We start from the raw sequence: 24,124 nt of genomic DNA, 5'->3' as shown, positions 1-24,124 counted from the left end.
TTTATTGAACTTTGCTTACAGCTTCTGAGAGTAATGTTAAGTACTCGTCAATTGAGTATTCAATTGCAAGTGGGCTAGGAGTTCCAGCTGCTGCAAGTGGAGTGTTATCTCCAATAATGACGACAGAACCTCTCTCTACCGCTGGGATTTTTCCAAGGATTGGATCAGCCTGCAGAGCTGCAAGTGTATTTTCATCGCCGTATGATACCAAAATTTCAGCATCGTTAAGCATATCTGCATTTTCAGCACTTACTTCTATAAAGAAACTATTTGGATCAGTGATTTGACTTGTAATACTTTCAGGATATTCCATTCCTAACTCATTAAGGAATGCACCACGTGGATCTCCTGGTGAGTAGATATAGAATTTAGATAAATCATCGGCACTAATACTTACGAATGCGGCCTTTTTACCTTTAATTTCAGCATGTTCATTTACTTTTTCTTCAATTAGTTTCTCTGTATCGGCAATCAGTTGTTTTCCTTCTTCTTCCATACCCATACCCATTGCATTGTATGTAACTTGTTCACGCCATGAAGCTACCCAAGGGCTGGTTTGATAGGCAACAACGGGAGCAATTTCACTTAATGTATCATATTCCTCTTGAGTAATACCTGAGTATGCTGCAAGAATGACATCTGGATTAGCGTCAGCAATTGCTTCAAAATCTAAACCGTCAGTATCTTGGAAAATAGTTGGCGTTTCAGCACCAAGTTCTTTTAATTTATCTGCAGTCCAAGGTAACATTCCGCTATCATCTTGAACACCGTAGTTTGCAGCTGAAAAACCTACAGGCACAACACCAAGAGCAAGAGCCACGTCATGGTTTGACCATTGAATCGTAGCAACGCGTTCAGGCTTTTCTTCAATTGTTGTTTCACCAAGTGCATGTTTAATCACGATTGGATACTCTGTTGTTTCTTCTGATTCCGTTGTTTCCTTAGTAGATTCTTCAGTAGAAGTTGGTTCAGATTTTGCATTTGTTTGCTCATCACCTGAACAACCTACTAATGCAAGTAAAAGTATAAAAGTTAGTAATGTTAAGAATAATGAAAATTTTTGTTTTACAATCATTTTATATTTCCTTCCTTAATATGAGATTAATTGATAATAATTATCAATATCGTTAATGTATATCCTCTTAAGGGCGTTGTCAATAGAATATTTAGAAGGCAATGGGTACAAATACATAAATTAGTAGATAAGAATATTTTTTAGAGGGCATGAAAAAGGTAAGTAGATTCATTCATATTGATATACAGCTAGGAACTGTATCATAAGTAAATGACACAAAAAAGAAACAGCACTCTCTAGTATGAAGGAGATGTCCTGTTTCGTAATTTGAATGCCTAAATAATTGGCGTGAATGATAGTCTTTGTTATGGAATAAATAATAATTTTACGCTCAATCAAGAGCTATAGACACATTTTTAAAATCTACAATATGGGGCAATTTTATCTCACCAGTTATTTCCTAACAACAGGGATCCACATTTCACCAAATACAAAGCCGTTTCGCTGTCCCATCTCAACTGTTGCATTCGGCCCGCCAACATAAGCAAAATCTTTTGCTTTAGGCAATACTTGACCAAAGGCAATGCCAGTGAGTGTATTACTCAATTCATCAGCTGTCTTTCCTTCCCCTTGAACAATCAGGTATTCCCCTTTAGGAAATTGAATAACTCTCGATGCTTCTGGTAGAGATTGCTCTGTCATGACACCGGCATAATGCATCATCTTATTATTTACCGCTTCGTTCACAGTAAAAATGTAGTCATTTGTGGCTATAGATTTTAGAGTGTCAAGTCTTCCATCTTGTTTGACTTCCTGCCAAAAGTCTACCTTTTCCTTGTTTATGCCAGCGTAGTCTGTATAATCGCTTTTTAGCTCAATTCCAATACCTAATACAGTGAAGCTTTCTTTTTCTTCCAGCGAATATTGTGTCATTTTTCAAAACCTTCCTTTTTTATAAATTTTTTCAAATGATTTGTCTTTTCACTTGATGAGTTTATAATAGTCCTTAATCATGTCAAAAAATGATACTGTTTAGGAGGATCCGATGAAAAAAGTTGAACGAATTAATATTATCATGCGATATATCAACAACCGATCCCACTTTACAATTTCTGAGATTATGCAAGAATTTAGTATCTCCCGTTCCACTGCTATTAGAGATATAAGAGAAATTGAAGCAATGGGGATGCCGCTTGTCGCTGAAGTAGGAAGGGATGGGGGCTACTCTGTCATGAACAATTCTGTACTGCCCACCGTTCGCTTTACTGATAATGAGATTAAAGCTCTTTTTATTGCCTTTATGGCTACAAGAAATCAACAACTCCCTTATCTAAAGAGCCGTCAGTCTTTAGCGGAAAAATTACTTGGCCTCATCTCTGAAAACCAGCAGGATGAATTAGTATTATTAAATCAAATCTTGCTTTTTGAAGGGACCAATCCAAATAATCCAGACCTGCTTGAACTGTCAGACCTGCCCCATCCAATTTTAGAAAAACTTATCCAAGCACTTCTTTTGGATAGCTACTTATTGATTACCATCATAGAGGAGAAGGAAATAATATCGTATCCAATCAATCTCCTGCACCTTTATCGTGAAAGAAATATTTGGTTGATTGAAGGCTTTGACTTAAAAGAAGAAAAGAGACAAATTTTCCCCGTAGACAATCTCATCAATGTTAAACCATATCCTGTGAAAAACAGATTAAGCAAGAAGACTATTTTGGAAAAATTAAATAAGCAGGAAGAAGTAATAAATCTTGTAGTTGAACTTGGTCCAAAGGCGATTGCCCAGTTCAAAAAATACCATCTTTTAAAAGTCTCAATTTCCTATACAAATCCTTACCAAACCACAGCTTTACTAAAGACTTTTATCAATGTTAATAATCTGGAAGAACTGACTGAAATGATCAATTGGCTGCTTTTCCTAGGTGAGGATATCAAGGTCAAGGAAATGCCTGAAGAAGTCATAGAACATTTAAACATGAGATTAAACCTATACTGTCCATAATTTCTACCAGTTTAAACCTCATTTAGATATGTTACGAAAACCGTATTCATAAATTGGAGCCTAAAAATTGCTCCAGTATATTAAAATAATGGTATATTTTAGTTTGTAATTATCAATGGATAACAAAGGGGGATGTATGAAGGAGTTTCATAATAAATTAAACAAAAAAATGTACTATATAGTTGTATTAATTGTAATAGCTATGATGATAATGGGCTTGATAATTAATAATCCGCGTATGGGAGAGTTCGAGTTTGGTTATATCTTTCATATTATTTGGGTGTTTGTTTTGTCTATTTGTTTATTACTTTATCCTAAATATGGTACAGATGCCCTTCGAATCATGATCACAGTCATTGCAGGTGTTTACTTTTATACACTTTTCTTTTTATATCCAGAGACGTGGTCCAACTTTATTTTACTATGTTTTATTCCGGCATTTTCGATTCTATTTTTTGATTCAAAACTTTTTTATTTTTCATTGTTATCAAATTTTGTATCAATCATATTATTATTTTGCTATATTATGATTTTTGATCAAGGAAATCGGTATCCTTACATAGAAGAGGATTTAATAGGAAATTTGATCAACTTTATTGCGAGCCAAATTATTGTCTATTTTATTTTTTACTTAACGAATAGGCGAATAAAACAACAACAATTGTATTATGAACAAATCCAACAATCTGGTCGTTTGAAGATAACAGGCCAACTTTCAGCTGCTGTTGCACATGAAATTAGGAATCCTTTAACCGTTGTGAAGGGATTTTTACAGTTATTTGAACAAGACACTTCATTTTCCGCCGAGAGAAAAGGACATCTTGCTTTGATGATTGATGAGTTAGGAACGGCAGAACAGGTCATTTCTCAATTTTTATCTGTTGCCAAACCGGAAAAAGAAAAGGTACTTGAAACAGTGGATGTAAAGTTGGTTCTACAAAGTGTTAAAGATTTACTACATTCATATGGACTTTTGCATAATAATCGAATCGAATTAAACATAATGGGTGATTGTACTATTTCTATTAATACCATAGAGTTTAAACAACTATTAATCAATATTATTAAAAATGCCATTGAGGCCTCTAAAATGGGTGATTTAGTCCTTGTAACAGCTAGAAGTGAAAAAGGTTTTGTTGTAATTAATGTTACTGATCATGGAAGAGGGATGTCGGAAGAAGAGGTTGCATCTCTTGGAACTCCTTTTTATTCTTTAAAAAGTAAAGGAACAGGATTAGGAATGATGATTTGCTTTAATATTGTAGAAAAATATAAAGGAACAATTGACTTCCAAACTTCTAAGGGGCATGGAACGACCGTTACGATACGTTTTCCTTCAATATAATTCATTATAGGTAGCGTTTCTTTATTATATGGACCTAAGAGATCTCTTACGGTGGTCTTTGTTCCACATCCTTAGCTGATAGTAATATTACAAAAGTGAAGGTATAAATAAGGTTATCGATGTAGTCTAGGAATGAAAAAACTAGAATATTCTATTTATTCACCCCCATAATACATGTTGACGATCGTATTTTTTATAATGCAATCATTTTAAAATACGAGGGGAATTATATGACACTAACTAAGGGTGCCCTTGCTATGATATTAGCAGGTGCTGTTACGTTTTCTGTCACCAACAGCTTGTTAGTCGATCAATCTTCTAAACTATTAATGAAAGAAAATGCTTTAAAGATATTCGAAGACAGGGAAAAAGAGGGTTTAATCAGCCAAGCTGAAAAAACGGTGAAAGATCAAACGCCAACAATAGACGTGCAAAAAGTTCAAACCAAGATTTCTAATGATAGTCCTAATAACACGGCTATAGAAAATAAGAACATGAGTAATATGGATCAAGCATCTAGTCAACAGAATACAAAAGTATTGAAAACGAGTACGACAACAAACCTAGCTAGTACGAATGAGACAATAATCACAACACCTGCTGTAAATACGAAGCCTAAGACAAGTGTAAAATCATCAACAACTACGCAGAGGGAAACTGGTACAACAAGTAGACCAACAGCAACTACTGCAGAAGCGACACCTGAGAAAAGTGAAAAGCCAACACCAACAACTACAACCACGTCAAAGGAAAATAATACAGCGAGTAAACCAACAGCCGCTGCTGCAGAAACAAAACCTAAGACAAGCAAAAAAGCAACAACGACTACACCCCCGCCAAAGAAAACTAATCCAAGCAGCGAACTAACAACGATAACCAACCGTGGACAAGAAGTTTCTCAATCCGCAAAAGGAAAAGCTGCAAAATCAAATTGATGAAAAAGAAAACAACAAAAAAATAGTCATTCTTTTAAATAGGATCACCAAAAATTATGGTGATCCTTGTTTTTGTTATTAAGCAAGAATTATGCTGCTATAAAGGGCAGTTTGCTTCTTGTGTCCACTCAAACGAGGATATTACGGCCTGTTAATTTAGGATAAATCAATTAAAAGAGGCCTTTCCTAAAATGGGAAAGACCATAAAAAATTTTCATTATATACTATTTAACCAATCTTCTCAAAAGAGGCTTCCTGAGTTACATTCCCTTTTCGTTTCAGTTTATTCCAACCAACAGTTACTCCCTTTATTGCAGAGAAGATAGACTTTATTACCACATAAGTCATAAGCTGTTTATACAAGATTCGTTGCAAAAACAATGAAACTAATGGTTTAGGGCTTTCCTTCTCCAATCGAAACGCATATAGGGAAGTAAATAAATCCAACAAGTAAAAAAGAGTAAATCCAATGACTGCTTTTTCAGTGTGTGTGTTAAAAAGGGCCAAAATGAATAATACATCAGCAATAGGTGATATGGTTTGATAGATATATTGGAAGAGCCACATGTTTGGAAGGGCGATATACCCTAATGAGTTATGTTTTTTATTGAATAAAGCTTCACGATGTTTCCATAAACATTGTAACGTTCCATAAACCCAACGATAACGCTGTTTTACTAGACTTTTAATATCCTCTGGGACTTCTGTATAGGCATAAGCCTTTTCTTCAAATTCAACCTTTTTTCCATTACGTAAAAGAGTAAGAGTGATATCGGTATCCTCTGCCAGTGTATCCTCTTTAAAGTATCCTGCTTCTTCTACCGCCGTCTTTCTCCATGCACCAATTGCACCTGGTACAACTGTAATGCAATTGAGAGCTGCAAAGGCTCTTCTCTCTAGATTAAAGCCTGTCACATATTCAATATGCTGCCAGTTTGTTAGAAGGTTCCTCTTATTACCGACCTTTACATTACCTGAAACAGCAGCAACATTTTTATTTTTAAAATGGTTCACTAGCAATGAGATGGCATTCCCGGCAATGAGTGTATCAGCGTCAAGAGCAACGACAATTTCCCCTCTTGCTTCTTTAAAGCCAAGATTAACAGCGGAAGATTTTCCTTCATTGCTCTTTTTAATTAATCTAACGAGAGGGTTGTTTGCATATATTTCTTGAACAACACCGGCAGTATCATCCTTTGACCCATCGTCGATTACAAGTATCTCAAAAGCAGAGTAATCGCTGGATAATATAGACTGAATTGTTTTGCCTATAACTTTTTCCTCGTTATATGCGGCAATAACAACACTGACAAAGGGTGTAAAGCTAGGGTCGATTTCCGTCTCTTTATACTGTTTGATCTGTTTTCGAGAAAGGAAAACGAAAATAACTAGTCTCAAGATTCCTAAAATGATAGCTGAGTAGAACAGAAAGCTTAACCCTGAGTGCCACGCTTTTATGACCATGAATACAGCTTTATCATAGACTGAATAGGGGCTGCTCAGATCAACAGGGGGGCTAATCTGACTATCACTTTTTTCTATTAGATCACCAATGGTGGTAAATGTGTAGCCTCGATCTTTAAGCTCCTTAATTATAATAGGCAAGGCCTCTACAGTATTAGAGCGGTCACCGCCACCATCGTGCAGCAAAATGACATTTCCTTGTGGCAACTGCTCCAATACCCGGTTTACAATTTCTTGACTAGAGATTTTTTTCCAATCGTCAGAGTCGATGAATTCGCCGACCATGGTATATCCCATATTCTGTGCTCTCAATATAGGTATCAGTTCGCTCTTTGTGCCCGGTTCAGCATTAGCTACATACGGTGGACGAAACAGTGTCATTGAATGACCAGTGATTTCTTGAAATAAACGCTGATTTGCATTTAGCTCCATTTTTGTTTGAAATGGTGAGATGGAAGCAAGATCAGGATGGGTAAATGTATGGTTGCCAATTTCATGTCCTTCATTGTGCATCCTTTTAACAAGCTCACGATGCATTAAAGCATTCTCTCCAACAATAAAGAAGGTTCCTTTAATCTTATTCTTGTTCAAAATGTCCAAAATTTGTGATGTATAGGTTTGGTCGGGACCATCATCAAAGGAAAGGACGACTTCCTTCTCTTTGGAATTACCATAACGAGCCACCTCAAAAGACTTTGGTAATCTATCATAGGTTACATTTTCTATCATCCCATATGAATTTAATTGAATTGTTCTATTCCCATTTTCTGGTTCGGAAACGATTTTTAAAATCTCACCAGTACCTGTATAGTGAATAGATTCAGGGCTGGCCAAAGCTTTAAGAGCATTGGATGGATGATGAATTTGACTTGGTTTATTAATGTAATTCCAGATGGAAGGATCTTCAGAACCGAGCCGCCAAACAGCTATTCCTGTTGACCCGCTATCTATCGCAACCTTCATTTGATTATAAAAAGTAGCAGCATCTAAAAACCAAATAGTATGATTTTTTCCGTTTAATTTGTATCGTAAATAAGGGTTGCCTATTTTTTTATTCCAATGGATTTTTAGGTTGGTTCCAACTCCCATTTTCATGATATCCTGGAACGCTATCACCTCCGCAGGCTGTTTAGAGTCTTTCTCCCAGTCATAACCATAGCTTCCTAAACCCACTATCAGTTTTTCTGAAGGAATATTGAGTTTGCTTAAGCTCTCTTTTACCCAATCAGATGAGGCCACAGGCCCAGGATTACTCAATGAGTGGTGTTGATCATATAGCATGATAATCATTCGATCAGCGTTAGCTGCTAAAGAAGCATAGTCATAGCTATTATTCTGTGGCGGAACATCTAATGTCACCATAAGGTCATGCTGATGAAATGCTTTATAAACTTTCTCCATAAAATGAGTGAAATTATTTTTGTCATTTGGATTGATTGCTTCAAAGTCAATATTTATTCCGTCTAAATCATTTGTTCTTACATAATCCAACATATTTTTAATAAAAAGATCTTCAGCTCCGGGAGTAGTAAATAACTGGTGCAGTGTATCTCCATCCCATTTGTTATGAATAAAATTATTAACTACCGGGAGAATCTTTATATTATGTGCTTTTGCTTCTGAAACAATAGACTTGTCTATGCTGGAGTTAAGGGTAAGAGTAGGAGAAAGCTGCAGCCACTCCGGCACTAATGTTGTAATCGAATCTATATTTTCTTTAAAAGAGATTTTACTATTTTCGTCCCAATTGACATAAAAACCATAAACTTCTTGATTGCTTTGCATTTGTTTTTGAGTCAATTGACCCAGGTTTTTTTGAATAAGAGGAGAAGGATTTGTTTGCTGAACCTGTGAAGTAAGTTCTTCTTCCGTGAAACTTGTATTAATTGGCTCGATTTTGCTCTTTTCAGTACTATTATTCAATTGAAGTTCTGGAAATACAGGGTTTGTATTAAGGCTTTCTATAAAAAAAGTGGATACTAAAACAATTAAAATTGTAAAGCCTGCAATCATCCGTTTAATAATTGACCAGCGTCTTTTGGCGGGATCAAGAAAGATAGGCTCTTTGTTTCGATCACTTTTTTTTAGTCCTAAATTGTAAAACCAATGGAAGAAAAAGTAGCAGACAAGACCAATCAATCCTCCGAATACCCCTGATGCAATTAGCTGTGAAGATTGTATTTTCATTTTTAGGAAGGAGAAAAACCAGTAATCTTCAAATATATTTAAATCCAGCAATGGTAATTGACGAATGTTAGGAATAAAAATGGTCATCAATGTTCCAAGGAATAAGGCGATGATATTAAGACGTAACAAAAGTGAAAAAGCGATTAATAATGGAATTCTTAAGTTATCTAATGGTAAAAATGCCAGAAAAAAGCCAAGTGTACTTGCAATTGCTCCTGTACTTCCAGTGACAGGTGCAAAAAATGATCTGACAATCCACCTAAAAACTTGATTCATTAGACTCCCCCCATAGGTGTAGTGTCGAAAATGATAATTAACTCTTAACTTGATTTTGTACAATAAATAAAATCTTCCAAAAACCACTGGATTGTATGAAAGTTATTGAAAAGGTCGTATCCTTTAGGGTAATTTCTTTCGACAAAAAATGACTATCAACAAAAGCTTAGGTGGTTATTTTGAATTTTTGGGGGTAGGTTAAAAAAGTACTGTATTTAAAAAAGAAAGAAGATGGTTAGAGGGCGATATAAAAACCTATACCGTCCCCTTGATTTTTTATTCTCTGATAGATAACAACTGGTTCGTAGTACTTTCGACAGATTTTGTTATAACTTGTACGATCATGTATATGTTTTTGTAAGCTAGGTATAATAGAATATTGAGATTATTATAGATTTATAGTACTGTTTAATTGACAGAAACTTACTAACCTACATATGTAAACGCTTCGTAGTTGTAAGTATAACTTTTGGGGATAGGGGGTTTTGTAAGGATAAATAAGAAATTCAATGTTGATTAATGGTGCGTACAATTATTAGGTTTCATCTATTCGTTCACTTAAATTTTTGTATGTAAAGACATCCTTTTTTCGCTATTTTCATGTAAGAATAGGAACAACCCTTACATTCAGTAATATTAGGAAAGTTTAATCCCGATATAGTTTTATTGTTTTTATGTAGGGAGGAATAGGAGTCTGAAGAAATGGATACGTTTTCATTTTATTTGACAAAGGAGGAGAAGGAACGAAATGAAAGGTTATTTTAAAAGCTTCATATCTATTTTTCTAATACTGTTGTTGTTAATACCAAGCAGTGCCCTAGGCATAAAGCAAACAAGTAATTCGGAACCACCCGAATTTAGAAATGCGTCTGTTCATGACCCTTCAATTATTAAAGATCCTAAAACAGGGACTTACTATGTGTATGGTTCACACATTGATGGGGCTAAGTCAACGGACTTAATCAATTGGGATAGATTTACGAATGGGTATACAACTCCAAATAATAAAGTATATGGAGATTTGTCTCAGAACTTGGCAGAGTCATTTAAATGGGCTGGAGAAAATGACTCAGACAGCAGGGGTGGCTTTGCAGTTTGGGCTCCGGATGTGTTTTGGAATAAACATTATGTAAATGAAGATGGTACAAAGGGTGCCTATATGATTTATTATAGTGTGTCTTCCACTTATATCCGTTCTGCCATCGGTATAGCAGTTTCAAAGAATATTGAAGGACCATTTCAATATGTCGATACCATTATGTATTCAGGATTTACCAGCAATGAAGCATATGATCGAAACAGTAATGTAAATAAACATTGGGAGAATACAAATATCGCAGATCTTATTAAAGATGGTGTAATCGATGAAGTAAACCCTGATTGGTTTACGGAAAGTGGTGCTTATAATAATAAGCTTTATACCAATGCAATAGATGCTAATATCCTTGAAGGTAAAAATAATAAGTTATATATGACTTACGGCTCCTGGTCAGGAGGTACCTTTATTTTAGAATTAGATAAGAAAACAGGGTTGCCAAAGTATCCTGGCAAAGATGGAAAAACAGAAGATGGAAGAATGATCGACAGATATTTTGGTACAAAAATTGCTTCTGGCTACGGAAGATCGGCTGAAGGAACTTACGCTGTATATGATAAGAAAACACGTTATTATTACTTATACATCACGTATGGCGGTTTAGCTTCTGATGGCGGCTATCAGATGAGGCAGTTTAGATCCAAGAATCCTGATGGTCCATATGTCGATGCAAAAGGAAATGCTGCTGTTTTCCCAGAATCATTTGATAGAGGAGTTGGAAACTTCCCGGGTAATGACGATCATAAAGATATCGGTAATAAAATGATAGGAAACTTCCTATTTAAAAGAGACCTTGGTGAAGAAGGAACAGGAATTGGTACAGGCTACCTTTCTCCAGGTCATAACTCTTATCTAATTGACGATGAACTAGACAAGGAATTTATCGTTACTCATACTCGTTTCCCACAACAAGGGGAAATGCATGAAGTTCGTGTACACCAAACATTTAAGAATAAAGATCAATGGCCGGTACCAACACCATACCGCTATGCTGGAGAAACAATTGAGAAGGTTTCAGAAGTGGATGTAACGGGTGACTATAAATATATTAACCATGGGAAGGAAATCACTGGTGACGTAACAGAGTCTACATGGGTAAAATTGAACGAAGATCACACCATTTCTGGTGCAGTAACAGGAACATGGAAACTTTATGGAAATTACAAAGCGGAATTAACGATTGATAATGAAGGAACGTATGATGGTGTGTTCAACCGCCAATATGATCCTACTTCTCAAAAGTGGGTTATGACGTTTAGCGCGATGTCAGATCAAGGAATTGTCATTTGGGGAAGTCATGTGGAAGCGTCTTCTGATGAGAAATTAGTACAAGCAATTAAACAGGAGTTAATGACTACTTTCCCATCAACTGTGATTAGTAATATAACACTTCCAACAGTAGCAACAAGAGGAGCTCAAATTACATGGGAATCTTCTAATCCGGAGGCAGTGTCTAATGAAGGAGTTGTTACACGGCCGGGTCCTGGCTCTGAAGATGCTGAGGTTAACTTAACAGGGACGATTACTTTAGGAGATGTGACCGAAACACTAACAGTAACCGTTACAGTGAAGGCAAAGGAAGAAGGCGGCTTATCAGCTTTCTACGATTTTAGTGAAGGTTTAAAAGACAGCTCTGGTAAAAAAGCGGACGCAGCCGTGACAGGCGATCGACTTAATAATACAGGCGGAAATATTACATTTACTGAAGGTAAAGTGGGACAAGCTGCTCAATTCGATGGGGAATCGGGACTGAAATTAGCTGATGGCTTAATTACAGGTGATACTTACTCTGTATCAATGTGGCTAAAGCCGGAGCAAATCACTGAATTTACAACCTCATTCTTTGGGGCAGAAACATCGAATCATTGGATCAGTATCGTACCAAAAACCGGATGGGGCAATACAATGGTTTGGTCACACAACGGTGATCAATGGTATGATGCTGTAACGGATACCACCATACCTGAAGGTCAGTGGTCACATCTCACTTTAACGGTCCAGGAAGGAAATGCTATATTTTATATCAATGGAGTGGCTAAATACACAGGGGACAATTTCCCGAATGTATTTACTTCTCTTGATGCTGAATTTGGTTTAGGTGTTAACTATTGGGATACTCCTTTCAAAGGATTGATGGATGAAGTGCGTGTGTATGATGGAGTAGCCATCCCGGCAACTGAAGTACAATCACTTTACCAAAATCCAAGTGGATTAAATGAATAAACGAAAAATAATTATCCCCTTTTGTCTGTTGAAGGACAAAAGGGGATTTTTTTCGTACAGATATAAGTAACTATTGCCAGATAGAAGAAGTAGACATAGACATTGCCATCATATGTGGCTATTATTTCATAAGGGAAAGAATTTTATTTTACAAAGAATTAGTTTCAAGAATAGTAGGAGGTTTAGTCTTGAAAAATACAATATATTTTATTTTTGGTAAGCCATACGTAGAAAGTAAGTTTTATAGGTTTACCTACTGGTTTGGTGTAGGGTTTTACTTTTTTGCATTGCTTTTATTTAGTATTCAAGCCCTCTCATTTGGAGGATGGGTTAATATCCTGATTCCAGCAATCGCCTTTCCCCTAATCTTTAGACTAGTTTATAAATTAAACACTCGTATACATACACATACATCATTTAAAGGTTTGAATAAACGGGTCTTTATAATTCTAGGGATCGTTCTGGGAGGAATGATAGGGCTATTCACCGTTATTACCTTGGTCGTTACCTTCTTTTTTGGAGATAATGTAGTGATAAATATGAACAAAACAACAACCAATGGAGAAGTTAATGTATCTATTGGTTCATTAAAAGGTAATCATGAAGTTGAAACCTTTGAAATCAATGAAACAGTTAACGGAACTATGACTATTCCTTTTGAAGCTTCAGTTGAAGAAGGGGAATATACTATATATCTTGAACATTCAGATGAGGAGATTTGGGAAGATACAATATCTTCAGCAAAAAATGGAGTAATAAGATTTAAAGGAAAAAAAGGCATTTATACTATTAGTGTTTATACAGATGAAGCTAAAAAAGTAAAATTGAGCCTTTCATTGTATTAAGATACCGTCAAAACCTGGGGGTCTTTTTGGTTTTAAACTGGAGATAAAATATGGTACTTTTTCTGTAACTGGATGTAACACACATTATTTTTTATTTCTAAAAAATGATGTATAATTACTTTTCGTAAAAAGTAGGAAAATGTCGAAATAGTTAGGCTATACTCATCTTGCAGGAGGAATAACGATATGGTGAACGATGCTGTTATTCGCTTTGAGAATGTAACAAAGCAGTATGATAACAACCCTGTATTAAATAATATCAGCTTCGAACTGGAGCGTGGAAAATTCTATACACTACTAGGTCCGTCAGGTTGCGGTAAGACGACGGTGTTAAGGTTAATTGCAGGATTTACACAACCGTCAACAGGGACCATTTATTTTAATGGAAAAGTCATTAACTCTGTCCCGGCTAATAAGCGTCAAGTTAACACTGTTTTTCAAGACTACGCATTGTTTCCTCATTTAAACGTGTTTGAAAATGTTGCCTTTGGCCTGCGTATTAAAAAGCTTAAGAATGCTGTTATTGAGCAAAAGGTGAAAGAAGCCCTCAGATTTGTGAACCTGGCTGGTTACGAGGCACGCGAAATTAATGAAATGTCTGGTGGACAAAGACAGCGGGTTGCAATTGCTAGAGCGATTGTTAATGAACCGGACATTATTCTTTTAGATGAACCGTTATCAGCTCTTGATCTTAAGCTAAGAACCGAGATGCAGTATGAGTTAAGAGAATTACAGCAGCGTCTTGGGATTACCTTTATATTTGTCACACATGACCAGGAAGAAGCGCTGGCTATGTCTGATGAGATTTTTGTCATTAATGAGGGGAAAGTCGAACAAAGTGGAACCCCCATTGATATTTATGATGAACCTATCAATCGTTTTGTTGCAGATTTTATTGGAGAATCGAATATTGTTTCAGGGAACATGATAGAGGACTTTTTAGTGGAGTTTATGGGTAAGCAATTTGAGTGTGTGGACCAAGGCTTTGATCCAAATGAAAGAGTTGAAATTGTCATTCGGCCGGAAGATTTAAAAATTAGCACATTTGAAGAAGGAAAGCTTCAAGTAAGAGTGGATTCCCAGCTATTTAGGGGTGTTCATTATGAAATTTGCTGCTATGACAAAGAAGACAATGAGTGGCTCGTTCATTCAACGGAAAAAGCAATCGTAGGTTCTGAGATCGGTCTTTATTTTGAAAAGGAAGCGATCCATGTTATGAGATTAGGTGAAACAGAGGATGAATTCGACAAACGACTAGAATCATATACAGAGGTTAGCGATGAATAGACAAACTCGTACTCTTTATTTCATCCCATATATGTTGTGGATTGTTGTTTTTGTTATTGCTCCTATTATTCTTATTTTATATTATTCATTTTTTAATATAGAGGGGCAATTTAGTTTAGAAAACTATCAAAAATTCTTTTCGCCTGTTTATCTTAAGATGACGATAAGTTCTTTTTGGTATGCCTTTTTAATCACAGCGTTTTCTCTTTTAATTGGATATCCGACAGCTTTATTGCTGACAAGAACAAAACATAAGCAATTATGGTTGCTTCTCATCATTTTGCCTACGTGGATCAATTTGTTATTAAAAACCTATGCATTCCTGGGTATTTTTGGAACATATGGACCGGTTAATGACTTGTTTGTCTTCTTTGGAATGTCAGCACAGCAGCTGTTATTTACCGATTTTAGTTTTGTCTTTGTTTCTGTGTATATTTTTATTCCGTTTATGATTTTGCCTATATTTAATGCAGTTGATAAGCTCAACCCTTCATTAATTGCTGCCGCAAGTGATTTAGGGGCAACACCTTTGACAGTATTTCGTCGTGTTATTTTTCCTTTAACGTTGAATGGTGTGAAAATAGGCTGTCAGGCTGTTTTTATTCCGGCACTATCATTATTTATGATCACCCGACTTATCGCCGGGAACCGAGTGATTACGCTTGGAACAGCAATTGAGCAGAATTTCCTTGTGATTCAAGATTGGGGAATGGGAGCAACAATTGCCGTATTCTTAATTATTGCGATGGCTATTATTATGATGTTAACTGGAAATCGGAAGAGAGGGATGTTATAAGATGCAACGAAATGGAAAAGTAGCGAATCTTTATTTAATCATCGTTTTTATCATTTTATACTCTCCGATTTTTTACTTGATATATTATTCCTTTAATAGCGGTGGAACGATGCACCAGTTTGAAGGCTTTACCCTTGATTGGTATAAAGAAGTTTTTGCTGATACACGTTTATTCATTATTGTTTTAAATACACTAATCATTGCTCTGTTATCAGCAGCCATTTCAACGATTATTGGAGTGTTTGGGGCACTTGGAATCGCACATGTTAGAAAGAATCGACTAAAAAATACATTTTTAACATTAAATAATGTGCTTTTAGTTAGTCCTGACGTCATTATTGGGGCATCCTTTTTAATATTATTTACGATTGTTGGGATTAAACTGGGCTTTACTTCTGTTCTTTTATCACATATTGCTTTTTGTGTGCCGATTGTTGTTTTAATGGTATTACCTAAGATCGAAGAAATGAGTTCATCTTTAGTGGATGCCGCTCTTGATCTTGGAGCGAGTAACTGGAATGTGTTAACAAAGGTTATCCTTCCATATATTTCACCAGGAATATTGGCAGGTTTCTTTATGGCTCTGACGTTTTCACTAGATGACTTTGCCGTTACATTTTTCGTAACCGGAAATGGTTTTTCAACATTATCAGTTGAGATTTATTCGCTGGCACGTCAAGGAATATCTTTAACAATCAATGCTTTAACAACGTTAATCTTTTTATTTACAATCATTCTAGTCATTGGCTACTACTACATTAATCAACGTAGTCTTAAAACAAATGGAATAGGGGGAGGCAAATGAAACAGATCGTTCGTATGTTTGCTCTGGTTTTTGTTGTTTCCCTTATCCTCCTATATTGGACCAATTATCTAAATACATCTGAAGGGTACTTAGGAGAGAATACTCTTACAATTTATAACTGGGGAGACTATATTGATCCTGAACTTATTGACAAGTTTGAACAGGAAACAGGGTTAAAGGTCATTTATCAAACATTTGATTCAAATGAGGCAATGATGACGAAAATCTCCCAAGGTGGAACGACCTTTGACCTTGCCATACCATCAGAATATGCCATTGAAAAAATGAAAGAAGAAAACTTGCTCATTCCGATTGACCATTCAAAATTGCCAAATTTAACGTATATTGATCCACGTTTTATGAATTTGGACTTTGATCGAAATAATGAATATTCTATTCCATATTTTTGGGGGACTGTAGGAATTATCTATAACTCTTCTATGCTGCAGGGAAAAGAAATAACAAGCTGGAACGATTTATGGGATGAGAGCCTGCGTAACCAAATCCTTTTAGTCGATGGAGCAAGAGAAATAATGGGGATGAGTTTAAATAGCCTGAACTACTCCTTGAACGATAAAAATAAAGAACATCTTCAGGAAGCAAAACAAAAATTGCAAAGCCTGACTCCTAATATAAAAGCTATTGTCGGAGATGAAATCAAAATGCTTATCGCAAATGAAGAGGCCGCCATTGGGATTGTTTGGTCAGGTGATGCCGCTGAAATGATGAGTGAAAACGAAAATCTGAATTATGTCGTACCTAAAGAAGGATCGAATCTCTGGTTTGACAATATGGTCATACCAAAGACTGCCCAAAATATAGAAGGGGCTCATTTATTTATGAATTTCATGTTAGATCCTGAGAATGCAGCTCAAAATGCAGAATATGTTGGATATTCAACACCTAATGCAAAAGCCTTTGACCTATTACCGGAAGAGATATCAGGTGATAAACGATTTTACCCGGATCCACAATTAACAGATAAGCTGGAAGTATATGAAAACCTAGGGAAAAGAATGCTTGCCTATTATAACGAACTTTTTTTAGAGTTTAAAATGTATAAAAAATGATAGTGTAAATGAGTAAGCCGAAGATATCGAGTTTTGTATAGAAACTTGTTATCTTCGGTTTTTTACATTGATTGAACTGATGTAAAAATTATTCACAGTAGGGAGAGGATATTTCCTTTTACAAGAGAATTATCTGGTTATTAGTTCAAATTGATGGAGGTAGTTAACGATGAAGTATGTAGTTAATAAGGAATGGCTTAATGAACAATTACAGAACGGGCAGGTTAAAATTGTAGATTGCCGGTTTGAATTAGGAAATTCTTTGAAAGGAGAAAAGCTTTATCAAGAGAGCCATATCCCTGGTGCTGTCTATTTTGATTTAGAAAAACAGTTATCTGCTCCTGTTGCAAAGCATGGTGGTAGGCATCCGCTTCCTGATATCAATCAGTTTAAACTCGATATCGAGAAAGCGGGAATTGATAACACAAAAGCGGTTGTTGCCTATGATGGTGGGGAGGGGCAATATGCATCCCGTTTTTGGTGGTTGCTTACCTTTATAGGACATGAAAACGTGTATGTGTTAAATGAAGGCTTTAAAGGCTGGGTAGAAGCCGGATATACAACAACAAAGGAAATACCAAAGTTTGAATTAACTAATTTTGATGTGGATATTCAAAAAGAGATGCTGGCTACCTACGAGGTTGTAAAAGAGATTGTTCAAAAAAAGAAAAAATCTCCAATATTAATAGATTCAAGAGAGGAACAACGCTATTTAGGGGAGATAGAACCAATTGATCGACTAGCCGGCCATATCCCGGGTGCTATTCATAAATTTTGGGCAGAAGGGTTGGAACAAGGGATTTATAAAAATACTGAAGAACAGAAAAGGAGATTTTCTGAGTTAAATCAGGAGGAGCCTATAATCGTTTATTGTGGATCAGGAGTGACCGCTACTCCTAATTACATTGCTTTAAAAATAGCCGGTTATAAAAATGTGAAATTATATGCTGGGAGCTATAGTGATTGGGTCTCATATGATGAGAACCCCGTGGAAAAAGGGAAAGAAACTAGATATTAGGCAATTACAAATTCTGATGAAATAATTACTCCATGCTCCTCCCTTTTTATTCTTTATTACAGCTTTGGTTAAAATTATAATAGATACTAAACAAAGCTTAAGGAGGAAGGTAAATGGAAAGTGTTAACCAAATAACTTGTGAGAAAAGGTCTTATGCTAAGGAATATGAATCTCATCAACATGAGTTTGGTCAATTTCTTTTTCCATTACAAGGCTCCTTAGATATACAGACTGAGTGGCAAGATATAAACCTTAACTCGGATTACTGTTTATATCTTCCCCCGAGATTTGCTCATAACTTTCGATCAATAGATAGGAATGAATTTTTAATCCTAGATATTCCAATTCAATATTTACCGGAAAATACAAGCAGTATGTATTTAAAGGTAGATAAACAGTGGGCTTCAATCCGCTATTTACTATTGGAGGAAGCAAAGTGCCAGCAAGATATCTCCTCTTTAGTAGATCTAACCAGATATGTCACTAGCAAACTTCACGTCTCTAGGCCTGCTTCAATTGAATATATTCATAAGCATTATAAGGAGTCAATAAAATTAGAAACTTTAGCCAAAATAGAGCATTACCATCCAGTATATTATTCAGCATGGTTTAAGAAAAAGACCGGAAAAAGCTTAAAAATATATATATCTGAACTTCGTCTGAAAGAGGCTAAACATTTATTAAATTCTTCAGGATGATCGATGTCAAAAATTAGTGAGGAGTTAGGTTTTGAGAATTCTTCTTCTTTTTCAAGGTGGTTTGTAAATGCTGAAGGAATATCTCCACAAAAATATAGAATCCTTCATTCAGGATAAAAAGGTTATTAAACTTGGTGAAGAAAATTTCAAGGGAATTTTCTATGATAAGTTTATAGTTCTTTTTATCCTTTTTTATACGATGATAATTAAGAGCCTTCATCTTGATGCCTAGAGAACAGAATAATAATTGGATCTTCCAAGAGTTCTGGTAGCAGCAAAAAACACAGAGTAGCTTAAGAAGGAAATAAAATTGTAAAAGGTGGTTAAAGCATTATGGCAAATCTTGAAGACTTTTTAAAACTGGATATTCGTGTTGGCACAATCATAAGTGCAAAACCTTTTCCTGAAGCAAAAAAACCTGCAATAAAACTGGAAATTGATTTTGGAGAGGAGATTGGAATAAAGCAATCTTCCGCTCAAATTACACATAGATATAATCCTGAACAACTTTGCGGACGGCAAGTGGTAGGAGTAGTTAATTTCCCACCAATGCGAATTGCAGGATTTAAATCTGAGGTACTTGTACTAGGAGGGGTTCCGGAAGAAGGAGATGTTGTTCTTTTAAAACCAGATGAATTCGTTAGGAATGGAGCAATAATTTCATAATTCAGAACTGTTTAATTATAAATAAATGGCAACGGTATGATGAATTACAAAAAGAAAAGAAAGGGAACCCTGTCTTTTCTTTTTTTCGCTATATCACGCAACCTCATGGTGAACAACTATAATAACTTGTTTCATTTAGATGAAAAATAGAGGCTTTCTGAGCCTCTATTTTTATTTTTTATTGCTTAGGAATCTATAAAATTCAACTGTGTGGATAAGTGCGCGACATCCAGCTCCAGCACCTAGCCACAAATGAATTGAAGACAAAGAACATCTTCTATTCATTTGCGTCTTATTTGCCCGAGGCTGATCAAGGCGCTTGCGCTTTTGTTCTTGACAAGGTAAGTGAATAAGACTAGAATTATAAATTATTTGAAAATAATTTTAAGTTAAAACTATAATTGAGCTATGATCGCTATGGATGAAACTATAGCAGGAGCAGCTTCTGGAGAGACTGCGGCATTCCGCAGCGCCGAAGGATTCATAATCTCAGGCAAAAGGACAGAAGAGTATAGAATACCTATTTGTTAAACTAATCATTTTACTAGTACAACAAATACTATTTAATATTCTTATGACCAGGAGATTTGGATGATATCCAATCTCTTTTTTTGATGGATTATGTTTATGCTGCTCATTGTGTCACACAAGAGATTGTGGCAAATTTTAAGGAGGAGTAGATTTGGCACAACAAGAATTAAAGAGAGATTTAGCCAACCGGCATGTTCAATTAATTGCCATTGGAGGCACTATTGGTACCGGATTATTCTTAGGATCCGGTAAAGCAATCCAACTGGCAGGTCCATCTATTATCTTTGCTTATTTAACGGTGGGTATTGCTGTATTTTTTATTATGAGGGCATTGGGAGAACTTTTGTTATCTAAAGTTGGTTATCAATCGTTTACAGATATTGCCCAAGACTATCTTGGACCTAGAATAGCGTTCGTGACTGGTTGGACATATTGGTTTTGTTGGATTATGATCGCAATGGCAGATATTATTGCTGTTGGTGTATATGTGCAGTATTGGTTTGATATACCACAATGGGTTCCTGCCATTATCTGTTTGATTATTTTATTAGGTTTCAATCTATTAACGGTTAAGCTTTTTGGAGAATTAGAGTTTTGGTTTGCTTTAATAAAGGTCATTACAATTCTTTTATTAATTGGTGTTGGGATTATTTTACTTGTGATAGGTTTTAAGACCGATGCAGGGACGGTTACAATCAGAAATCTATGGGAACACGGTGGGATCTTTCCAAATGGTATTTCAGGTTTCTTACTTTCCTTTCAAATGGTTTTATTTGCTTTTGTTGGTGTAGAGTTAGTGGGTGTATCAGCAGCGGAAACAGCCAATCCAAGAAAAAATATTCCATCGGCTATTAATAAGATTCCTTTAAGAATACTATTTTTCTACATTGGCTCCATTATTGTTCTATTATGCATTAACCCATGGACCGAATTGAATGCGGAGGAAAGTCCATTTGTAAAAACATTTAGCTTAATTGGAATTCCAATTGCTGCCGGTATTATTAATTTTGTAGTGTTAACGTCAGCTGCTTCTGCCTGCAACAGCGGGATGTTTTCGACAAGCAGGATTCTATATAATTTAAGCAGGAGTGAACAGGCGCCATCTAACTTAGCAAAACTAAATAAAAACCATGTTCCTGGTAACGCATTGTTCATATCCACACTTGTCGTATCAGTGGGAGCACTTTTGAGCAAACTTATTCCGTCACAAGCCTTTGGAATTGTATCAACAATAAGTGCTATTTGTTTTATTTGGGTTTGGGGTGTAATTATTGTTTGTCATTTAAAGTATAAAAAAACATGTCCGCAATTACATGCTGAGTCAACGTTTAAAGCACCGTTTACGCCGTTTGTTAATTATGTCGTTCTAACGTTATTTGCTATGATCCTTATTATTATGTTGTTTGCAAATGAAACACGTTCTGCATTGTTGCTGACACCGTTATGGTTTATATTAATATTTATGATGTATTCATACAGAACAAAAAGGAAGGAAAAGTAAAGTTCCTTAATCTGCTATAAGCTGATAATGATCAAAAGAGCACCTTTCGATGAAAGGTGCTCTTTTGATTTCTCTTTTTTATACTTTAATTTTACAAGGGATTAAAGTAAAAGAAAACACATCGACTTCCACCATTTGTGTGGTAGTATGTCGTGTTTTTCTCAAATATGGACCATAAGAGCAAGAATGAGGACGAAATGAAAATAGCTTACCTGTTAAAATGGGTCCAACAACGATGGAATTTTTGTGATGTGTTCTCTTTTTTCATTAAATAATACACGTCATAAGTTTAAAGAATTACGTGTTAAACTATGGGAGATAAGAACAAGAGTATAGGATACTTTAAGAGAAACTAAACGAGGAAGGATGGAGAGTAAGTGATAGCCAGAGTAAAGCTTTCTTTTGAAGAAATGTGGGAGAAAATTATTGACTGTGACAGTAAGTATGATGGGCTCTTTTTTACGGCAGTGAAAACAACCAAAATCTACTGCCGTCCTTCCTGTAGATCAAAGAAGCCCAAGAAAATAAATGTGGAATTCTTTTATGATATCAAGGAAGTTGAAAAGGCTGGCTATCGTGCTTGCAAAAGATGTCAGCCAGAGTCTGAACATTCACCGAATATTGAACTCGTCAGAAGGGTCATTGCTTTCTTAGTAAATCAATATAACCACAAGCTTGAATTACAGGATGTTGCGAAACATGTAGGTGTTAGTACCTTTTATCTTGAGCGGCTATTTAAAAAGGAAACTTTAGAAACTCCTCGTACCTATTTAGAAAAGATACGAGTTGATAAAGCGACATATCTTTTAAAAAATACAAATCGAACAAATCTTGAGATTTGCTATGAGGTTGGATTTCAAAGTCCCTCTAATTTTTATAAAGTATTTCGACGGTTGAAAAATTGTTCTCCAAGTGAATATCGAATCCTGATAAGAAAAGAGAAGCAGCAATGAGGTGGAGTGATCAAGGTTCATTTATTGAAATTTACCCACCTATGGAATTCAATTTTAAAGAGTGTTTAGTGTTTTTAGGAAGGTCTGTACATGAAGTATTACATCAAATAAGAGATGGCTATGTATATAAACTGATAAAAATAGATGGAGAATTGGTTCTATTAAAAATAGGGAAAACCTCACATTCAATTCGAATAGAATTCCCAATTAGTAGCCCAACTCTAAGTGTCCGTGAAAAAGTTGCAGCCTATATATGGGAATTGTTTGATTTGAATACAGAGTTGGAGAATTTTTACGAAATGGCTGATAAAGATAAGGTCTTACAGAAAATTTCTAGTAAGTATCATGGTTTACGGATTATATGTATTCCAGATTTATTTGAGGCTTTGACTTGGGCTATTATAGGACAACAAATCAATTTAACCTTTGCTTATATACTAAAGAGACGTTTTGTTGAACACTATGGAGAATGCGTTACTTTCGAAGGAACGACATTCTGGTCATTTCCAGAGTGTGAAACAATAGCTATTCTAAATATAGAGGATTTAAGAAAGCTTCAGTTTACTTCGAGGAAGGCAGAATATATTATTGGTGTAGCTAAATCGATGGCAAGTGGTCAAGTGACCAAAGAAGCTTTACTCAAACAACAGAATTATCAGCAAGTAAAGGAATCTTTAGTGGCAATTAAAGGTGTTGGAGCTTGGACAGCAGATTATGTGATGATGAAATGCTTACATCATTCCTCTGCATTTCCGAAGGCAGATGTAGGTCTTCATAATGCATTAAAGCTTCAATTGGGACTTGAGCGTAAACCGACAATTTTGGAAATCGAAGAGTTGTCATTAAATTGGAGAGGTTGGCAAGCGTATGCTACCTTTTATTTATGGAGGTCTTTATATGAGGAGTAGATTGCATAAATTAGATTATAAGTCACCAATAGGTATTCTAGAGATAGTTGGAACAGAAGAAGCTATCTGTTCAATCATGTTTTCTGAGCGGGAAGAAATAGTAAATTTCAATCATGTAGAAACGCCAAAGAGTTTAAAGCATTGCTTCAATGAACTTAATGAGTATTTTAAAGGTGAGCGGTGTGAATTTACCTTCCCTTATTTATATGAGGGAACAGATTTTCAAAAAACAGTATGGAACGCACTAAAAGAAATCCCTTATGCTAAAACAGGATCTTATAAAGATATTGCGGTTTCAATTGGCAATGAAAAAGCAATCAGAGCTGTCGGAAGTGCGAATGGCAAAAATAAGTTAAGCATCGTGATTCCATGTCACAGAATTATTGGTTCAAATGGAAAATTAACAGGGTATGCAGGCGGGCTATGGAGAAAAGAATGGCTGCTCCGGCATGAAAGGACTTTTAGTAGGTAGTTACAAAAGAAACACTGGTATCTAT

19 protein-coding genes and 1 riboswitch are annotated in these 24,124 nt (G+C 35.6%); of the genes, 16 read left to right on the top strand and 3 right to left on the bottom strand.

Translation table 11 applies throughout. The features are described from left to right. Window position 1: 1 nt before the first annotated feature. Both BK577_RS06385 and BK577_RS06380 read right to left on the bottom strand, forming a co-directional pair. Complete coding sequence (locus BK577_RS06385; protein WP_078432167.1) at window positions 2–1,075, bottom strand: iron-siderophore ABC transporter substrate-binding protein; 1,074 nt, start codon at window positions 1,073–1,075, stop codon at window positions 2–4. 393 nt (window positions 1,076–1,468) lie between these two features. Then, window positions 1,469–1,948, bottom strand: coding sequence for a GyrI-like domain-containing protein (locus BK577_RS06380; protein ID WP_078432166.1), 480 nt, complete (start codon window positions 1,946–1,948; stop codon window positions 1,469–1,471). 112 nt (window positions 1,949–2,060) lie between these two features. Between BK577_RS06380 and BK577_RS06375 the strand changes: the two genes are divergently transcribed. From BK577_RS06375 to BK577_RS06365, 3 genes are all read left to right on the top strand, one after another. Further along, a complete protein-coding gene (locus BK577_RS06375) occupies window positions 2,061–3,023 on the top strand; it encodes a helix-turn-helix transcriptional regulator (RefSeq protein WP_078432165.1) in 963 nt (320 codons plus the stop codon). Between the two features lie 136 nt (window positions 3,024–3,159). Next, window positions 3,160–4,368 carry a sensor histidine kinase gene (locus tag BK577_RS06370; RefSeq protein ID WP_078432164.1) on the top strand — a complete coding sequence of 403 codons (1,209 nt, stop codon included), beginning with the start codon at window positions 3,160–3,162 and terminating at the stop codon, window positions 4,366–4,368. Between the two features lie 230 nt (window positions 4,369–4,598). Next, window positions 4,599–5,303 (top strand): hypothetical protein, encoded by a 705-nt coding sequence (locus BK577_RS06365; protein ID WP_078432163.1) that lies wholly within the window; start codon window positions 4,599–4,601, stop codon window positions 5,301–5,303. A gap of 228 nt (window positions 5,304–5,531) precedes the next feature. Here BK577_RS06365 and BK577_RS06360 read toward each other — a convergent pair whose 3' ends face one another. Further along, window positions 5,532–9,230 carry a polysaccharide deacetylase family protein gene (locus BK577_RS06360; protein ID WP_078432162.1) on the bottom strand — a complete coding sequence of 1,233 codons (3,699 nt, stop codon included), beginning with the start codon at window positions 9,228–9,230 and terminating at the stop codon, window positions 5,532–5,534. A 748-nt stretch (window positions 9,231–9,978) separates the two neighbouring features. Here BK577_RS06360 and BK577_RS06355 point away from each other — a divergent pair. From BK577_RS06355 to BK577_RS06295, 13 genes are all read left to right on the top strand, one after another. Beyond that, on the top strand, window positions 9,979–12,549 hold the full coding sequence (locus BK577_RS06355; RefSeq protein WP_078432161.1) for a lipocalin-like domain-containing protein: 2,571 nt from the start codon (window positions 9,979–9,981) through the stop codon (window positions 12,547–12,549). A gap of 188 nt (window positions 12,550–12,737) precedes the next feature. Further along, window positions 12,738–13,394, top strand: coding sequence for a hypothetical protein (locus tag BK577_RS06350; RefSeq protein WP_078432160.1), 657 nt, complete (start codon window positions 12,738–12,740; stop codon window positions 13,392–13,394). 186 nt (window positions 13,395–13,580) lie between these two features. Continuing rightward, window positions 13,581–14,681 (top strand): ABC transporter ATP-binding protein, encoded by a 1,101-nt coding sequence (locus BK577_RS06345; protein ID WP_078432159.1) that lies wholly within the window; start codon window positions 13,581–13,583, stop codon window positions 14,679–14,681. Further along, window positions 14,674–15,477: an ABC transporter permease gene (locus BK577_RS06340; RefSeq protein ID WP_078432158.1), complete on the top strand. Its 804-nt coding sequence runs from the start codon at window positions 14,674–14,676 to the stop codon at window positions 15,475–15,477. Before BK577_RS06345 ends, BK577_RS06340 begins: the two co-directional genes overlap by 8 nt. Before the next feature lies 1 nt (window position 15,478). After that, on the top strand, window positions 15,479–16,282 hold the full coding sequence (locus BK577_RS06335; protein WP_078432157.1) for an ABC transporter permease: 804 nt from the start codon (window positions 15,479–15,481) through the stop codon (window positions 16,280–16,282). Beyond that, a complete protein-coding gene (locus BK577_RS06330) occupies window positions 16,279–17,352 on the top strand; it encodes an ABC transporter substrate-binding protein (protein WP_078432156.1) in 1,074 nt (357 codons plus the stop codon). Before BK577_RS06335 ends, BK577_RS06330 begins: the two co-directional genes overlap by 4 nt. A gap of 169 nt (window positions 17,353–17,521) precedes the next feature. Beyond that, complete coding sequence (locus tag BK577_RS06325; RefSeq protein ID WP_078432155.1) at window positions 17,522–18,370, top strand: sulfurtransferase; 849 nt, start codon at window positions 17,522–17,524, stop codon at window positions 18,368–18,370. Window positions 18,371–18,483: 113 nt separating this feature from the next. Beyond that, window positions 18,484–19,068, top strand: coding sequence for an AraC family transcriptional regulator (locus BK577_RS06320; protein WP_342743273.1), 585 nt, complete (start codon window positions 18,484–18,486; stop codon window positions 19,066–19,068). A 333-nt stretch (window positions 19,069–19,401) separates the two neighbouring features. Continuing rightward, entirely contained in the window at window positions 19,402–19,734 is a 333-nt protein-coding gene (gene csaA, locus BK577_RS06315) for a chaperone CsaA (protein ID WP_078432154.1), read from the top strand. 435 nt (window positions 19,735–20,169) lie between these two features. Then, window positions 20,170–20,249, top strand: a riboswitch (glycine riboswitch). A 167-nt stretch (window positions 20,250–20,416) separates the two neighbouring features. Then, entirely contained in the window at window positions 20,417–21,766 is a 1,350-nt protein-coding gene (locus tag BK577_RS06310; RefSeq protein WP_078432153.1) for an amino acid permease, read from the top strand. Window positions 21,767–22,176: 410 nt separating this feature from the next. Further along, a complete protein-coding gene (locus BK577_RS06305) occupies window positions 22,177–22,719 on the top strand; it encodes a bifunctional transcriptional activator/DNA repair enzyme AdaA (RefSeq protein ID WP_180321212.1) in 543 nt (180 codons plus the stop codon). Next, window positions 22,716–23,627: a DNA-3-methyladenine glycosylase family protein gene (locus BK577_RS06300; RefSeq protein WP_078432151.1), complete on the top strand. Its 912-nt coding sequence runs from the start codon at window positions 22,716–22,718 to the stop codon at window positions 23,625–23,627. The genes BK577_RS06305 and BK577_RS06300 overlap by 4 nt, the downstream gene beginning before the upstream one ends. Beyond that, the gene (locus BK577_RS06295) at window positions 23,617–24,099 is read left to right on the top strand and encodes a methylated-DNA--[protein]-cysteine S-methyltransferase (protein ID WP_245823440.1); all 483 of its coding nucleotides are present in this window, start codon (window positions 23,617–23,619) and stop codon (window positions 24,097–24,099) included. Before BK577_RS06300 ends, BK577_RS06295 begins: the two co-directional genes overlap by 11 nt. Window positions 24,100–24,124 lie beyond the last annotated feature (25 nt).

Source organism: Metabacillus halosaccharovorans (assembly GCF_002019635.1).
Taxonomy (GTDB): Bacteria; Bacillota; Bacilli; order Bacillales; family Bacillaceae; genus Metabacillus; species Metabacillus halosaccharovorans.
This window is presented reverse-complemented; position numbering and strand designations above follow the sequence as displayed.

Coding starts and splice junctions, on each gene's coding strand:
- BK577_RS06385 (WP_078432167.1), bottom strand. CDS start 1,075: ATGATTGTAAAACAAAAATTTTCATTATTCTTAACATTACTAACTTTT.
- BK577_RS06380 (WP_078432166.1), bottom strand. CDS start 1,948: ATGACACAATATTCGCTGGAAGAAAAAGAAAGCTTCACTGTATTAGGT.
- BK577_RS06375 (WP_078432165.1), top strand. CDS start 2,061: ATGAAAAAAGTTGAACGAATTAATATTATCATGCGATATATCAACAAC.
- BK577_RS06370 (WP_078432164.1), top strand. CDS start 3,160: ATGAAGGAGTTTCATAATAAATTAAACAAAAAAATGTACTATATAGTT.
- BK577_RS06365 (WP_078432163.1), top strand. CDS start 4,599: ATGACACTAACTAAGGGTGCCCTTGCTATGATATTAGCAGGTGCTGTT.
- BK577_RS06360 (WP_078432162.1), bottom strand. CDS start 9,230: ATGAATCAAGTTTTTAGGTGGATTGTCAGATCATTTTTTGCACCTGTC.
- BK577_RS06355 (WP_078432161.1), top strand. CDS start 9,979: ATGAAAGGTTATTTTAAAAGCTTCATATCTATTTTTCTAATACTGTTG.
- BK577_RS06345 (WP_078432159.1), top strand. CDS start 13,581: ATGGTGAACGATGCTGTTATTCGCTTTGAGAATGTAACAAAGCAGTAT.
- BK577_RS06340 (WP_078432158.1), top strand. CDS start 14,674: ATGAATAGACAAACTCGTACTCTTTATTTCATCCCATATATGTTGTGG.
- BK577_RS06335 (WP_078432157.1), top strand. CDS start 15,479: ATGCAACGAAATGGAAAAGTAGCGAATCTTTATTTAATCATCGTTTTT.
- BK577_RS06330 (WP_078432156.1), top strand. CDS start 16,279: ATGAAACAGATCGTTCGTATGTTTGCTCTGGTTTTTGTTGTTTCCCTT.
- BK577_RS06325 (WP_078432155.1), top strand. CDS start 17,522: ATGAAGTATGTAGTTAATAAGGAATGGCTTAATGAACAATTACAGAAC.
- BK577_RS06320 (WP_342743273.1), top strand. CDS start 18,484: ATGGAAAGTGTTAACCAAATAACTTGTGAGAAAAGGTCTTATGCTAAG.
- csaA (WP_078432154.1), top strand. CDS start 19,402: ATGGCAAATCTTGAAGACTTTTTAAAACTGGATATTCGTGTTGGCACA.
- BK577_RS06305 (WP_180321212.1), top strand. CDS start 22,177: ATGTGGGAGAAAATTATTGACTGTGACAGTAAGTATGATGGGCTCTTT.
- BK577_RS06300 (WP_078432151.1), top strand. CDS start 22,716: ATGAGGTGGAGTGATCAAGGTTCATTTATTGAAATTTACCCACCTATG.
- BK577_RS06295 (WP_245823440.1), top strand. CDS start 23,617: ATGAGGAGTAGATTGCATAAATTAGATTATAAGTCACCAATAGGTATT.